The following is a 13,446-nucleotide window of genomic DNA, read 5'->3' on the forward strand; positions in this document are numbered from 1 at the left end:
TTATAAATGGTTACTCTGTACTTCCTTTAACAATAAGACTTGTCGAACTTTATCTGTGATACTTAAATAAATTTCAGAAACTAATGCATCGCTTAATGGTGCTTTATCTGCATCTAACCAAATGATTGCACTGCTACTCTTAGTCAACTCCCCTAATTGAATAAAATATTGTGCACTGTCTAACTTAAATGGTTGTAAGTTATTTGTTTTCCAATAATCATTACTCGGCGCACTATATGATAACAACATACTTCCCAACTCTTTGTCTTCATTTATGATTTCAAAGTTAAGTAATTTGAATAAAGAAGGAAGCTCTTGCCATGTTTTTGTAAAACTCTCATCAATTAACCAAGCCATTTGATGATTCTCATCAAATCCAAGTTTAATTGGTAAAGGTTGAGATTCCAGACTAATAGATGTCTTTTTTTCTTTTTCTTGATAAGCAAATAACAAAAGATCGTTAATGAAGCTTGTCTCTATGTTTTGTTTGTTTTTATTGGTTAATTTAAACGGCAAAAGTGTACCGTCATTTGTTTCTGAATGTTTGAGTAATCGCACACTTAAACTGACTTGATGTTGGTCTTGAAGAGTACTTACTTTTATCTCTAACGATGACTTCTTCATAATTACATTTTCATTCAAAAAGTTACCAAAAATAATTTCTTCCGTTACTTCTGCAAGTTCTACAAGTCCCCTTTGAGTTGCATTAACTCTAAATTGTGCATTTTTAGATGCTAAATAGTCCGAGACTAACGTCCTTATTTTTAAATTTAAATCGTTTTCTTGCAGAAAAGTATTAAAAATAATCGTTGTGCCTGATATATTACCTTTATCTTCTCTCACACCATCAATGATTTTTATTAATTGAGTAGGAGGACGGATATCAACATTTTTAGCTTTAAGCCCAATTTCTTTTTGGGTTTGATTGAGCAAAGGAATATCAAATGCATCCCTACTTTCTTCGCGACTATAGCCATTGGAAACATATTCAGGATTAAGTGTTGATTGTTGATAATCAAAAGGACCATTCGCTTGCATCCTAGTATCAAATCGAGCGCAACCCGTTAAAGAGATAACGATTGCGATGCATAATGATATTTCTTTTCTTTTAAATTGTTGGCTCATGAAATTAATTTAGCTTCCGTTAAAGCATTTGCTAATATTACTCGATATTGAGGATCGAGTATCGTTAAAGGTAATCGACAGTCAGCAGTTGAAATTAGACCGAGTTGCGCACACGCCCATTTCACAGGTATCGGATTAGCTTCTAGAAAGAGCGTTTTATATAGAGGAGATAATTGTGCATTTATTTTCTCAGCGCTTTGCTTGTCACCTGAAAGTGCCGCTTTACACATTTCGTTCATTAATACAGGCGCAATATTAGAACTTACAGAAATAACGCCATCTCCTCCTTTTAGAAGAAATTCACAACATGTTAAGTCATCACCACTATAGAGAAGGAAGTTTGCAGGAACTAATTTTTTTATTTCTAGAAATCGGGAGATATCACCGGTAGCTTCTTTAATTCCAATAATATTGTCTAGTTTGGCAAGTCTTGCAATGGTCTCAGGAAGTAAATCAACCCCTGTTCGTGCGGGTACATTATATAATATCTGAGGTAATTTAGACGCTTGTGCAATTTGTTTAAAATGTTGATAAAGCCCTTCTTGCGTAGGTTTATTATAATACGGTGTTACATTTAACCCCGCCACAATACCACTATTTTCTAAGCGTTTACTCAATGACACGGCAACAGCTGTCGAATTTGCACCATTTCCGGCAATAATATCAATACGCCCGGCTGCATATTCAAGTGTTTTTAATACAACCTCCACATGCTCATCGGTCGTTAATGTTGCAGACTCCCCCGTCGTACCCATGGAAACAATTGCATCTGTACCTGATTCAATATGAAATTCGACAAGTTTTTTTATAGTAATGAAATCTATTTCACCATTTTCATTCATTGGTGTCACAAGTGCGACAATACAGCCTGTTAACATATTTATCTCCTCTTTAATATCCTTTCAATACTACTTTTGCCACGCGTGAAAGACAAGGGTTAATATAAATAGAATTTGCGATAACAGGTAGGTATAAAAAACAGATAAAAAGATAATATATTAGCCAATATTTATCTTGTATTTTTTCGGTTAGATGCGCACATCAATTAAACTGCCGACTGCCTCGTCTGCGCTAATCGCTTTATTTGTTTGTAAAGCTTGATGTTCGATGACTCGTATCTTAATTTTTTCCGCACTTAAACTAGTGGGTACTGAAGCTGACGATTCTATATTGGACGTTCCTTTATTGTGTTCATTATTAGACGTAGTGATACTTTGTATATTGATACAATCAGGTGTTGTTACGGAGATAGGTAAATTGAGTTGCGTAGAAACTTCCATAATGACTCCTTTGTAAAGATAATACATTTATATATTAGCTTAAATAGAGCAGAAAACCAGCAGTTGGTATCCGGTAAGTTTTACATATGACCTCACACTTTCTTATATCAAAGCATTTCTGGGCAAATAAATTAGTCTCGTAATGTTTAGAGCCCTGCGATAGGTTTTGGAGAAAGCATAAACAATAGCACTTAATACTTGAATTGAAGAGTCCCCAAAAAAAGAAGAAAGACAATAAATATCACATCATAAGTAAAGCAATACATAAAAAAGATAAAATCAAGAATTTTAAAATAGACCTGCAATCCAAGCTCATTCACTATATACTCTCGCTCCTAATTAGATTTTGAATAAAGTGGTGAAGGTATGAGTGTTGATGCGGCAGGTTTTTCTACAGAATTATTAAAAGCGGTTAAAGCATGTGGTTATACAAATTTAACCCCTATTCAGCAACAAGCAATACCGCTGATCCGCTCGGGCTGTGACCTTCTTGCGAGCGCACAAACAGGTACGGGTAAAACCGCTGCATTTTGTTTGCCCCTGTTAGATTTATTAATGAAATCAGCCTCACAAAAAAAAGCGAATAATCGTGCTATCCGCGCGTTAATATTAAGCCCTACTCGTGAACTTGCGGCTCAAATATTAGAAAATATTAAACAATATTCTCAGTTTATGGATTTGTCTTGTGCGGTGATCTGTGGTGGTAAAAATATGGGTCCACAAATTAAAGTTCTTAAAAGTGGCGTAGATATTTTAGTAGCAACCCCAGGGCGTTTAATCGAGCATATCAATGCGCGTAGTGTCGACTTATCTCATGTAAAACATTTAGTATTAGATGAAGCAGATCGAATGTTAGATATGGGGTTTTTAACTGATATTCAATTACTTATGCAGAATGTTAAACAAAAACATCAAACACTTATGTTTTCAGCGACTTTCTCAAACAAAGTAAAAACACTTGCGAAACAGTTACTACATACCCCAAAAACGATTGAAGTATCCGCTCAAAATTCAACTGCGGGAAAAATTAAGCAACAAGTCTATTGGGTGTCTGAAACACGTAAGCATGAATTATTATCTGAGTTAATAGGTGTTAAAAATTGGCAACAAGTCTTAGTTTTTGCTGGTACCAAAGAAAGCGCCGATTTACTCGCTAAAGAATTAAAATTAGATGGTATTAAGTGTGCAGTTTGTCATGGTGATAAAAACCAAGGCGCTCGTAATAAAGCCATTGAAAAATTTACAAAAGGCGAAGTTCGTGTATTAGTGGCTACCGATGTTGCTGCGCGTGGTCTTGATATTCCCAACCTTCCTTACGTGGTTAACTTTCATCTGCCTTTCTTAGCTGAAGATTACATACATCGGATCGGTCGGACAGGACGTGCAGGAAAAAAAGGCATGGCAATCTCGTTAGTGAGCCCCAAAGATGAACAATTTCTAGATAATATAGAAGAGCTTATCGGTCGCAAATTTGAACGTATCATTTATCCAGGTTACGCGATGGATTCATCGTTACCTGAAATATATGAAGGAACGAACACCCCAAAATTAAAGAAAAGTCGTTATAAAGCAACACAAGAGCATAATCAGATGCTCGCTCGTAAACAAGAAAAAAATAAACCTTCCAATATTCGCCGTGAAAAGGCTAAACGCAGAAAAAAACGTTAATAATATTGTAAATGGGCCTATATATTTTTTTCTGAGTTTATGGGTCCCAATAAAATTCATAATAAGCATCAATGGCTTGATATAAGCCACTTGATGCTTCGATATAAAATCGATTAAAAACCTCGTAGCGTAACGCTAATATTGAGAAACTTTCAAATACACCAATACCATAACTTATTTCTACTCCGGGGGCTATTTCAGCGCGAATGCCAATCGATTGTTGATCACCACTGCCCTGTGCGGACAACGATAAATCTTTAATCCCTAATTTATCTCCAATATTACTAAATAAAGTATCTGATTGAGCGGTTCCAAATTCAATTAACCAAGCAGCAAGTTGACTATTTGATCCCTTATTAATATCATTATTTAAAGATTGCCCCCTCGTTAAATAGGACAAAGCTTCTTGTTGCTCCATTTTTGGTTCTGAAAAAACCGATAATTTTAAGGCATCAGGGACTCCACTTAAGCGCACTCCTGCAATAACATTATCTTGTATTTTTTTAGGATCCCTAATAGCTTCTATATTAAGATAAGGGGCCTCCGGTATACCTTGAAAAAGTAAACTACTGTTTTGTAATTTTAAATATTGCCCAAAAGATCGGTAGCTCCCTCTTTTAAAAGCAAGTTTTCCATGCACTGAAAAGTTACTGTTTACTTCTTTTTTAAGTAAGATATTACCGTTAATAAAACTATCTAGTCCAAAAGCTATCATATGGAAATTAGGACCAAGATCGAGATCTAAATTTAATTTTAATGGATACTTAGTTTGTTTTTTTATTGTTTTTTTATCAACGAGTACAATATCCTTAGACAGCAAAATTGCCCCCTGAGATAATTCTTTAATCCATATTTTTGCTTTATTGATAAAGATATTTCCATCGATTTTTAACTAGAAGCAAACATAATAAACATGCATTATTGCAATTTTAATTAACGCTTTCTAATCCTGCTATCTTATGCCAAAAACCGTTACATTCATAATGTGCGTGCGGATATTGTGTATGCTCACCTTGTAGTTCTTTTCTAAAATTCTCTAATATTTTAAAAGCTTGTACTGATGACGGGCTGATACGTAAAATATCCACCAACCCTTGCATAGAAGGCAGATCATTGATTAAATTATAACAATATCCAGACTGTGTTTGAATGCCATTGAGTATAAAAACTTGCTGATCTTCTTGTGTGGTCGTGGCGCGACCTTGTGGATATTTAATACAGCAAAGTTCACAATCATCTTTGGCTTTATTCTCTGAACGTGCAGTAAAGCACCGAGCAGAATAGGCAAGTGGCATAAAACCATGTGCAAAAACTTCAATTTCAAATTGGTCTCGAATACCTAATGCCTGACAATCGAATACAATTTGCTGTAACCAATCTCGAGAAAGCTCAACGGGCATGACCCAACGTTGCATTCCTTTATTCATGAATAGCTTGAGCACTGATGCATTATAACAATTAATGGCAGGACCACAGGTAAAGGGGACTTTTTTCTCATGTAGTAATTGAATTGCTCCCACATCATTAGCTTCTACGCTAAGTTCACCATTATCACACAGTTGTTGTAAAATTTTTATTTCAGACGGCGCCTCAAGTAATGCGAGGCTTGATAACACAACTTCTTTTCCTTGTTGGCTTAATGATTTAGCAAGCTCTATCCAATCACGTGTTTTAAGCTCTCGACGTTTACTACAGACGGTTTCACCTAAATATATAATATCGGCGGTGCTACTCAGCGCTTGATCATAAAAATCCATGATACTTTTTTCGGGCCAGTAATATAGAACTGGGCCTAATGATAATTTCATATTTACTCCTTTTACTGCCATTTTCGGTGATATGCACCCAGCGTAGTTTGATTTCCTTCGGACACATTATCGAGCATGCTTGTCCAAGCATCTAGCACTTTATACTGAGCAGGAGAGGCTTGGTATGCATCAATAGCCGCTCGCCATACTTGTGTTATCTGCTCAACATAAGCCACACTGCGTTGGCGTCCTTCTATTTTTACAGAGCAAATATTTGCCTGCATCAATTCAGGTAGAATGGATAACGTATTTAAACTAGTGGGCTCTTCAATGACATGATATAGCTTACCACCTACATTATATCGACCTTTACATAAGGTTGGGTAACCTGTTTTCTCATGCGATTGATAGCTATCTATTAAAATATTATTTAATCGAGATTCTAGACCGTTGTCTGTTTCTAGCCAGCGAACGAATTTTGCGGGTGAGCAGGCTCCGACTGTATTGGGCGATTCTCCCGTAAAATAAGAGGAAAGATAACAGCGTCCTTCTGCCATAATACATAAACTGCCAAAAGCAAAAACTTCTAAGGCGATATTTGTATTACGAGAGAGTTGTTTAACTTGTTGTATGGATAATACGCGTGGTAAAACAACGCGTTTAATATTAAAGTTTTTTTGATAAAAATCTATAGCAGCGCTATTTGTCGCCGAAGCTTGCACGCTTAAATGTAATTCCAGTTCAGGGTATTTATTGGCTGCATAATCCAGTGTTGCAATATCAGCAATAATTGCAACATCAGCCCCTAAATCGACACATTTATCGACTGCATTTCGCCAACGAATTTCATGGCCAGGGTGAGCAAAAGTATTGATGGCAATATGCAATTTTTTGTAATGATCTTTGACATATTGTGCACCTTTTACTATTTTTTTATCATTGAAGTTTAAACCAGCAAAATGACGTGCATTGGTATCATCTTTTAAACCGATATATACGGCATCAGCACCACAATCAATCGCCATTTTTAAAGCCGGTAAACTTCCGGCGGGGCAAAGAAGTTCCATAATTACTCTCATTGCGAATAAAGTAATCTGATTGTAAAAAAAATGGAAAAACTTTTATTGATGTAGGGCAGGGTTGTGTGATTATTTCCTTTTATAATAGTGTTTTTTACGTACAGGTATACATAATGTTGAAAAAAGTTTTATTTAAATTACATAAAAATATTGTACAAAAAAGTCCGGAATTATTAGTTCTGCCTTGTGCCTTTATTCCTTTTTTTATACAAAGGAAATTATTAACAGAATTATTAGCGCGTCTTTTTAAAGAGGCAATGGAAGATGATGAATTATCTTTTTTAGAAAATAAATGGTTAAAAGTAGAAATAAAAGATCTGCCGTTAACTTGGTTTTTGAGTCTTGTACAGGGACAGTTAGTGATTCAGGAAAATAGTCCTCGAGTAGATGTTTTTTTTAGCGCTAAAGTAAACGATCTTATTTTAATCGCTGGACGTAAAGAGGATCCGGACACACTTTTTTTTCAACGGCGATTATCGATTCAAGGAGATACAGAGTTAGGCTTGGAGGTAAAGAATCTGTTAGATAATATTGATCATGATAGTTTGCCACTATTTATCAAAAATTCTATACAATTATTTTCAACGTTTGTGCAACGAGGCTTACAAATAGATGTTAAATAGCTTAATTCTTTAAGAGTAACAATGCACCTTTATTCAAGCTCGGTGCATTGTTAACATCATACCTTTCTTGCATATGTTTTTCTCTTCTATCTATTTTAAAGAGAAACAGATGTGTATTTCTCTTCGTTATTTTAATTGCCGAGATGGGGTATAAAGTTACAAGGTTTATGTGTTGCATCCATTTGTTCTTTAATTATTTTTGTCCATGCGGTTTTGCATGCACCCGTTGAACCCGGCATACAATATATTACGGTTTTATTTGCAAAACCTGCCAGCGCACGACTTTGAATCGTTGACGAGCCAATTTCTAAATATGATACATGGCGGAAAAGCTCTCCAAATCCTTCTATTTTTTTATCAAATAGTACACTAACCGCTTCGGGAGTCGTATCACGACAAGTAAAACCGGTTCCACCTGTAATTAATATACATTCAATCTCAGCATCGGCTATCCAAGTCGAAACAATAGCTCTTATTTTATACGGACAATCAATGACAATTTTTTTAATGCATAGCTGATGACCAGCAGCCTGTAAAGATTCAACTAAATATCGCCCAGAGGTATCTGTTTCTTCATTACGAGTATCGGAGACCGTTAAAACGGCCATTTTAGCGCTTTTAAATTTATTACTGCTCTGGTGACTCATTTCTTTTCCTTTGATTTTTTAATAAAGAATAAAGTGTTAAACAACGCTGCCATTGCTCAGGTGTATTACTATTTTGTAAATAGAAATTTTCCTCCTGACTAGCTTTAAGCGCATGTGATTTTAAGGTTTTTAATAATCCATATAATGAACGCTGACAAGATAAATCGCTATTGAATATCCGTGTTAACGCTTTTTTTAAGTGACTATTTAACGGTATAATAAGTGGGAATAAGGCGTTTTCATAATAAATGCCTTCTTTATGATGCTTCGATTGCTGTAATAAAGACTGGCAAACAGATAAATTTAAAAGAGGCATATCAACGGGAATAATAAACATTGCATCATAATCATCACAAAGTGTCTGCTCACAAGAATATAAAGCACCAATAGGTCCCATTCCTTTTTCAAGGTCGATAATACATCTATACCCATCATAAAAGCCACTTATAAATACATCTTTTAAAGGCAGCGATAGTAACAATTCTTGTGCCTTTTTTAATAACGTTTTTTGCGCTAATAAAAGTGACGCTTTATCGCTACCCATACGACTTGATAAACCCCCTGCTAATACAACGCCTGCTATTCTCACTAATTCCTCTCTTTTAAAAAAAGGGCAGAAGCCCCTTTAACTGTTTGTTTTTTAATAGTATCTTTTACCAGCCTTCAATTCCACTCATATCTGGTAATCGATGCGCAATGCCTTTATGACAATCCACACACGTTTTATCACCCGAGGCTAAAGCAGTGGAATGTTGTTTCACACTACGTCTACCTTGTTCACTAAAGTCCATATATTTAAATTGATGGCAATTACGACATTCTTGAGAATCATTTTTCTTCATCCGTAACCATTCGCGATTAGCCAGATGACTACGACGAGCTTCAAATTTTTCTTGGGTATTAATAGTGCCTAAGGCAAAGGCCACTAATTCTTTTGATGCCTGCACTTTACGTATTATTTTATCTGTCCAATTATGTGGAACATGACAGTCACTACAAATAGCTCGCACTCCTGAACGATTTGAATAATGAATGGTTTCTTGGATTTCTGCAACAATAGGCGCATGACAACCGCCACAAAATTCTTCTGAGTTAGTTAGCTCCATCCCTATGTTAAATCCACCCCAGAATATAATTCCTCCACTAAACCCCAATAATAAAATGAAGCCCATTGCCGCACTCGATGGCGTGCGCATAATAAGCCATAAACGCTTTAGTAAATTAATAAGCATTAAAATTGCTCCTTTATTGTAACGATTTAACCGGTTGGAAAGTGTTTTTTACTAACGGTTTGGCCGCGACTTGAGTGACATGACACTGTAAGCAAAAATATCTTCGAGGCGATACATCAGATAACATCATCCCATCACGCGCTTCAAAATGCGTCACACTAATTTTAGGGGCGTCCATTTCTCCGGCATTTTTAAAACTATGACAAGATAAGCATTTATTTACATTTAAATTAATATAATACCCACGTGTACTATGTGGAATAATGGGCGGTTGCTGTACATAATTTCGGTCAATGAGTGTTTGTTCACGAGGAACACGTTTTAGCATCTCCGACTTATTAGTCGTTGATATTTCAACAAGTCCTCGCAAAGATCTTACGCCCCCATTATTGGAAGTTAAATCTTGCGTCACACTCATCGCAGGCAATGCGGTAAAGGTAATTAGTGTCGCGATACATAATGCTATTAATCGTTTTTTCATTTTAATCTCCGCCTTATTTAGACTTCAACATTTACATTAAATAAACGTAAATGTTGAAGCATAAAATCAAGATCGTGTTTATGATAATTTTTTCGTTATTTTAACTGCACACTTTTTATAATCCGTCTGTTTTGATAACGGATCTGTTGCATCTAGCGTGATTTTATTCACTAATTGCTTTGCATCAAACCAGGGCATAAACACTAATCCAATGGGGGGACGATTACGCCCTCGCGTTTCAATACGTGATGTTAATTCACCACGCCGAGAAGCTAAAATAATTTCATCACCTCGGCGTAAACCGCGTTTTTTAGCATCTTCGGGATGCATAAATACAACGGCATCCGGAAATGCTTTGTACAATTCAGGAACTCGACGGGTTAACGATCCGGAATGCCAATGTTCTAAAACACGACCCGTACATAACCATAAATTATATTCTTCATCCGGTGATTCTGCAGGAGGCTCATAAGGCAGTGCAAAGATGATGGCACGTTTATCTTTATGCCCATAGAACTGTACTTCAGAGCCTTTTTCAACGTAGGGATCAGAGCCTTCACGAAAACGCCATAATGTTTCTTTACCATTGACAACAGGCCAACGTAAACCTCGTGCTTTATGATAATTATCAAAGGGGGCTAAATCATGGCCATGACCACGACCAAACGTTGCATACTCTTCAAAGAGACCTTTTTGTACATAAAATCCAAAATAATTAGATTCATCATTAAGTTTATCTTTGGGTACTTCATCTAGATCAAATGCATTTACATTTCCGTTTTCAAATAGAATTTGATACATACTTTTGCCTTTTACAGAAGGCATTTTTGCGATTAAATCAGCTGGCCAAACTTCCTCTATTTTAAATCGTTTTGCAAATTCCATTAATTGCCACAGATCAGATTGAGCACCTTTAGGCGCTTTTACTTGTTGATACCAAAATTGTGTACGCCGCTCTGCATTGCCATAAGCCCCCTCTTTTTCAACCCACATTGCCGTTGGTAATATCAAGTCAGCTAATTGTGCGGTAACAGTTGGATAAGCATCCGATACCACGATAAAGTTATCCGGATTACGATATCCGGGCACCACTTCTTCATTAATATTAGCCGCTGCTTGTACATTATTATTACACATCACCCAATATGCATTTAATTTGCCATCTTTAAGCATCCGGCTTTGCTCTACCGCATGATATCCCGCTTTAGATGCAATGGTACCTTCGGGTAATTTCCATATTTTTTCAGCAATAGCGCGATGTTTAGGGTTGGTTACAACAAGATCTGCGGGCAGACGATGCGAAAAAGTACCGACCTCACGTGCCGTACCACAAGCTGATGGCTGACCGGTTAATGAAAAAGGCCCACAACCAGGTTTTGATATTTTACCTGTTAATAAATGTATATTATAAACTAAGTTATTGGCCCATACACCACGTGTATGTTGATTAAATCCCATGGTCCAATAAGATGTAACCTTAAGCTTTGGATCCGCATAAACTTTTGCTAATTCAATAAGTTTAGTCTTTGATACACCCGACATTTTTTGTGCATATTCAACATCAAAAGGTTCAACATATTTTTTAAATTCATCAAACGTCATCGGTGTCGATGCCCCACTATTCGGATTCTTTGCCTTTTTTTGTAGTGGATCTGTATCGCGTAAACCATAACCTATATCAGTGACACCTTTACGGAAATTAATATGCTTTTTAACAAAGTCTTGGTCTACTCCATTATTCTGAATAATATAATTTGCAATAAAGTTTAAAATTGCAAGATCAGATTGTGGTGTAAAAATCATGCCATTATCGGCTAATTCAAAAGAACGATGCGTATAAGTAGATAATACATGCACGCGAACACTTGGATGACTCAGACGACGATCGGTTAAACGCGACCAAAGAATAGGATGCATTTCAGCCATGTTAGAGCCCCACAAGACAAAGACATCCGCATTTTCAAGATCATCATAGCAACCCATAGGCTCATCAATGCCAAACGTACGCATGAAGCCACCAACGGCAGATGCCATACAGTGCCTAGCATTTGGATCTAAGTTATTACTACGAAAACCAGCTTTCATTAATTTTAACGCTGCGTAACCTTCCCAAACAGTCCATTGTCCAGAGCCAAACATACCCACAGCCGTCGGTCCTTTATCACGTAATGTTTTTTTAAATTTATCAGCCATTACATCAAAAGCGGTATCCCAAGAAACAGATTTAAAGTCTCCGTTTTTATCATAAACACCATTTGTCATACGTAGTAATGGAGTGGTTAAACGATCTTCTCCATACATTATTTTTGACAAAAAATACCCTTTAATACAGTTTAAGCCTTTATTTACAGGCGATTCAGGGTCACCTTGTGTCGCAACTACTTTACCATTTTGGGTGCCAACAAGCACACTACAACCCGTGCCACAAAATCTACAAGGGGCTTTGTCCCATTTTATTTTACTGGCATCTCGGCTCGCAATTAAATTACTTGCAGAAGCCGGTAAAGCAATTCCGGCCACTACAGATGCAGAGGCTATTGCCTGTATTTTCATAAATTCACGTCTGCTAAATTTCATATTATTTCCTTGCTGTATTGGTCTTTGCAGAGGCTATTGCCTGTATTTTCATAAATTCACGTCTGCTAAATTTCATATTATTTCCTTGCTGTATTGGTCTTGCTATTTTTTCTAAGATTCGATTGTTTCAAATTCGTGGTAAACCAATCCGGTATTAAGTACGCCATCCAACGCATTAATGCTATCTATTATTTCCATTATCTGGCGCTGATGGGGAGCCTCTAATACAACAATTGCTTTACCCTCTGGAGATATAGTAATAACTTCCGCACCACTTAATGCATTAATGCTTTTTTTGATAGGCGTGGCCTTATGAGCTCGCATCTGTACAATTAAACTTGATATATGTAACTCTTTTTTTTGCATCTTTATTCCTTAATTTCAATCGCATGAGTAGGACAAAGTGCAACACATGCGCCACAACCATTACACAATTCATTATTAATCGTAGGTAACGCACTTATTCCAAGTTGAAAAGTTAATGCTTGTGCGGTGCAACTCTCCGCACAACTACGGCAGTAAATATTTTCATAAGCTAAACAGGCATGACTTATCTGCGCTTTTTTCAGCCACGCAGGTTGAGTGGTGTCTAAAAAAATAGGTTGCGTACATATATCGGCACATTTAGCACAAAAATCACATTCGCCTAAATTAAAGTCTATTTTTGGATAACCGCCATCCCCTTTTACAATTATTTTTGTTGGACAGACAATTAAACACTCTGCACATTGTGTGCATTGATCAAAAAAAATATCCGCACTTTTTAACCAAGGTAATAAATGCTCTGCATTTGTTTTTTTGTTAAAACGCCATAAATTGCGTTTTGCAGAATTTACTTTTAACATTAAGGCCTCTTTATTATAGGTAATGTTAACGCGTTGTATGCTTTGTTAATAAGTATGCGCTAAGAATACAATCCAACAAGGGTATAAAACAGCTTAAATTGATGCAGATCAAAAGCTATTTTAATATGAATTATATGAAGT

The 13,446-nt window shown here is 36.3% G+C and carries 15 protein-coding genes; 2 read left to right on the top strand and 13 right to left on the bottom strand.

The window, feature by feature from the left end; all coding sequences use genetic code 11:
* From bamC to B8W84_RS03750, 3 genes are all read right to left on the bottom strand, one after another.
* Positions 1-1,125: an outer membrane protein assembly factor BamC gene (bamC, locus tag B8W84_RS03740; RefSeq protein WP_094751972.1), complete on the bottom strand. Its 1,125-nt coding sequence runs from the start codon at positions 1,123-1,125 to the stop codon at positions 1-3.
* A complete protein-coding gene (gene dapA / locus B8W84_RS03745; RefSeq protein WP_094751973.1) occupies positions 1,122-2,003 on the bottom strand; it encodes a 4-hydroxy-tetrahydrodipicolinate synthase in 882 nt (293 codons plus the stop codon). The genes bamC and dapA overlap by 4 nt, the downstream gene beginning before the upstream one ends.
* 150 nt (positions 2,004-2,153) lie before the next feature.
* A complete protein-coding gene (locus B8W84_RS03750) occupies positions 2,154-2,405 on the bottom strand; it encodes a hypothetical protein (protein ID WP_094751974.1) in 252 nt (83 codons plus the stop codon).
* Positions 2,406-2,771: 366 nt separating this feature from the next.
* On the opposite strand from B8W84_RS03750, the gene B8W84_RS03755 reads away from it, so the two are divergent.
* On the top strand, positions 2,772-4,073 hold the full coding sequence (locus tag B8W84_RS03755; protein WP_094751975.1) for a DEAD/DEAH box helicase: 1,302 nt from the start codon (positions 2,772-2,774) through the stop codon (positions 4,071-4,073).
* A gap of 37 nt (positions 4,074-4,110) precedes the next feature.
* Here the strand turns inward: B8W84_RS03755 and B8W84_RS03760 are convergent, their stop codons facing one another.
* Genes B8W84_RS03760 through ubiU form a run of 3 tightly spaced genes read right to left on the bottom strand, consistent with a single transcriptional unit; the run spans position 4,111 to position 6,888 of the window.
* Positions 4,111-4,959 (bottom strand): translocation/assembly module TamB domain-containing protein, encoded by an 849-nt coding sequence (locus tag B8W84_RS03760; protein WP_094751976.1) that lies wholly within the window; start codon positions 4,957-4,959, stop codon positions 4,111-4,113.
* A 43-nt stretch (positions 4,960-5,002) separates the two neighbouring features.
* On the bottom strand, positions 5,003-5,881 hold the full coding sequence (locus tag B8W84_RS03765) for a U32 family peptidase (protein WP_219349762.1): 879 nt from the start codon (positions 5,879-5,881) through the stop codon (positions 5,003-5,005).
* Between the two features lie 11 nt (positions 5,882-5,892).
* Positions 5,893-6,888 carry a ubiquinone anaerobic biosynthesis protein UbiU gene (gene ubiU, locus B8W84_RS03770; protein ID WP_094751978.1) on the bottom strand — a complete coding sequence of 332 codons (996 nt, stop codon included), beginning with the start codon at positions 6,886-6,888 and terminating at the stop codon, positions 5,893-5,895.
* Positions 6,889-7,013: 125 nt separating this feature from the next.
* Between ubiU and ubiT the strand changes: the two genes are divergently transcribed.
* A complete protein-coding gene (gene ubiT, locus B8W84_RS03775) occupies positions 7,014-7,523 on the top strand; it encodes a ubiquinone anaerobic biosynthesis accessory factor UbiT (protein ID WP_094751979.1) in 510 nt (169 codons plus the stop codon).
* A gap of 131 nt (positions 7,524-7,654) precedes the next feature.
* Here ubiT and moaB read toward each other — a convergent pair whose 3' ends face one another.
* The 7 genes from moaB to napF all read right to left on the bottom strand — a co-directional run bounded on the left by moaB (position 7,655) and on the right by napF (position 13,305).
* The gene (gene moaB, locus B8W84_RS03780; protein ID WP_094751980.1) at positions 7,655-8,170 is read right to left on the bottom strand and encodes a molybdenum cofactor biosynthesis protein B; all 516 of its coding nucleotides are present in this window, start codon (positions 8,168-8,170) and stop codon (positions 7,655-7,657) included.
* Positions 8,151-8,759 carry a molybdenum cofactor guanylyltransferase gene (locus tag B8W84_RS03785; protein ID WP_094751981.1) on the bottom strand — a complete coding sequence of 203 codons (609 nt, stop codon included), beginning with the start codon at positions 8,757-8,759 and terminating at the stop codon, positions 8,151-8,153. Before B8W84_RS03785 ends, moaB begins: the two co-directional genes overlap by 20 nt.
* Before the next feature lie 64 nt (positions 8,760-8,823).
* Positions 8,824-9,402: a NapC/NirT family cytochrome c gene (locus tag B8W84_RS03790; protein WP_219349763.1), complete on the bottom strand. Its 579-nt coding sequence runs from the start codon at positions 9,400-9,402 to the stop codon at positions 8,824-8,826.
* A 13-nt stretch (positions 9,403-9,415) separates the two neighbouring features.
* Positions 9,416-9,883 carry a nitrate reductase cytochrome c-type subunit gene (locus B8W84_RS03795; protein WP_094751982.1) on the bottom strand — a complete coding sequence of 156 codons (468 nt, stop codon included), beginning with the start codon at positions 9,881-9,883 and terminating at the stop codon, positions 9,416-9,418.
* Positions 9,884-9,961: 78 nt separating this feature from the next.
* The gene (gene napA / locus B8W84_RS03800; RefSeq protein WP_094751983.1) at positions 9,962-12,460 is read right to left on the bottom strand and encodes a nitrate reductase catalytic subunit NapA; all 2,499 of its coding nucleotides are present in this window, start codon (positions 12,458-12,460) and stop codon (positions 9,962-9,964) included.
* A 111-nt stretch (positions 12,461-12,571) separates the two neighbouring features.
* Positions 12,572-12,826 carry a chaperone NapD gene (locus B8W84_RS03805; protein ID WP_094751984.1) on the bottom strand — a complete coding sequence of 85 codons (255 nt, stop codon included), beginning with the start codon at positions 12,824-12,826 and terminating at the stop codon, positions 12,572-12,574.
* A gap of 2 nt (positions 12,827-12,828) precedes the next feature.
* Entirely contained in the window at positions 12,829-13,305 is a 477-nt protein-coding gene (gene napF / locus B8W84_RS03810) for a ferredoxin-type protein NapF (RefSeq protein WP_094751985.1), read from the bottom strand.
* Positions 13,306-13,446: the final 141 nt, after the last annotated feature.

It is taken from the genome of Psychromonas sp. CD1 (assembly GCF_002239585.1).
GTDB lineage: Bacteria > Pseudomonadota > Gammaproteobacteria > Enterobacterales > Psychromonadaceae > Psychromonas.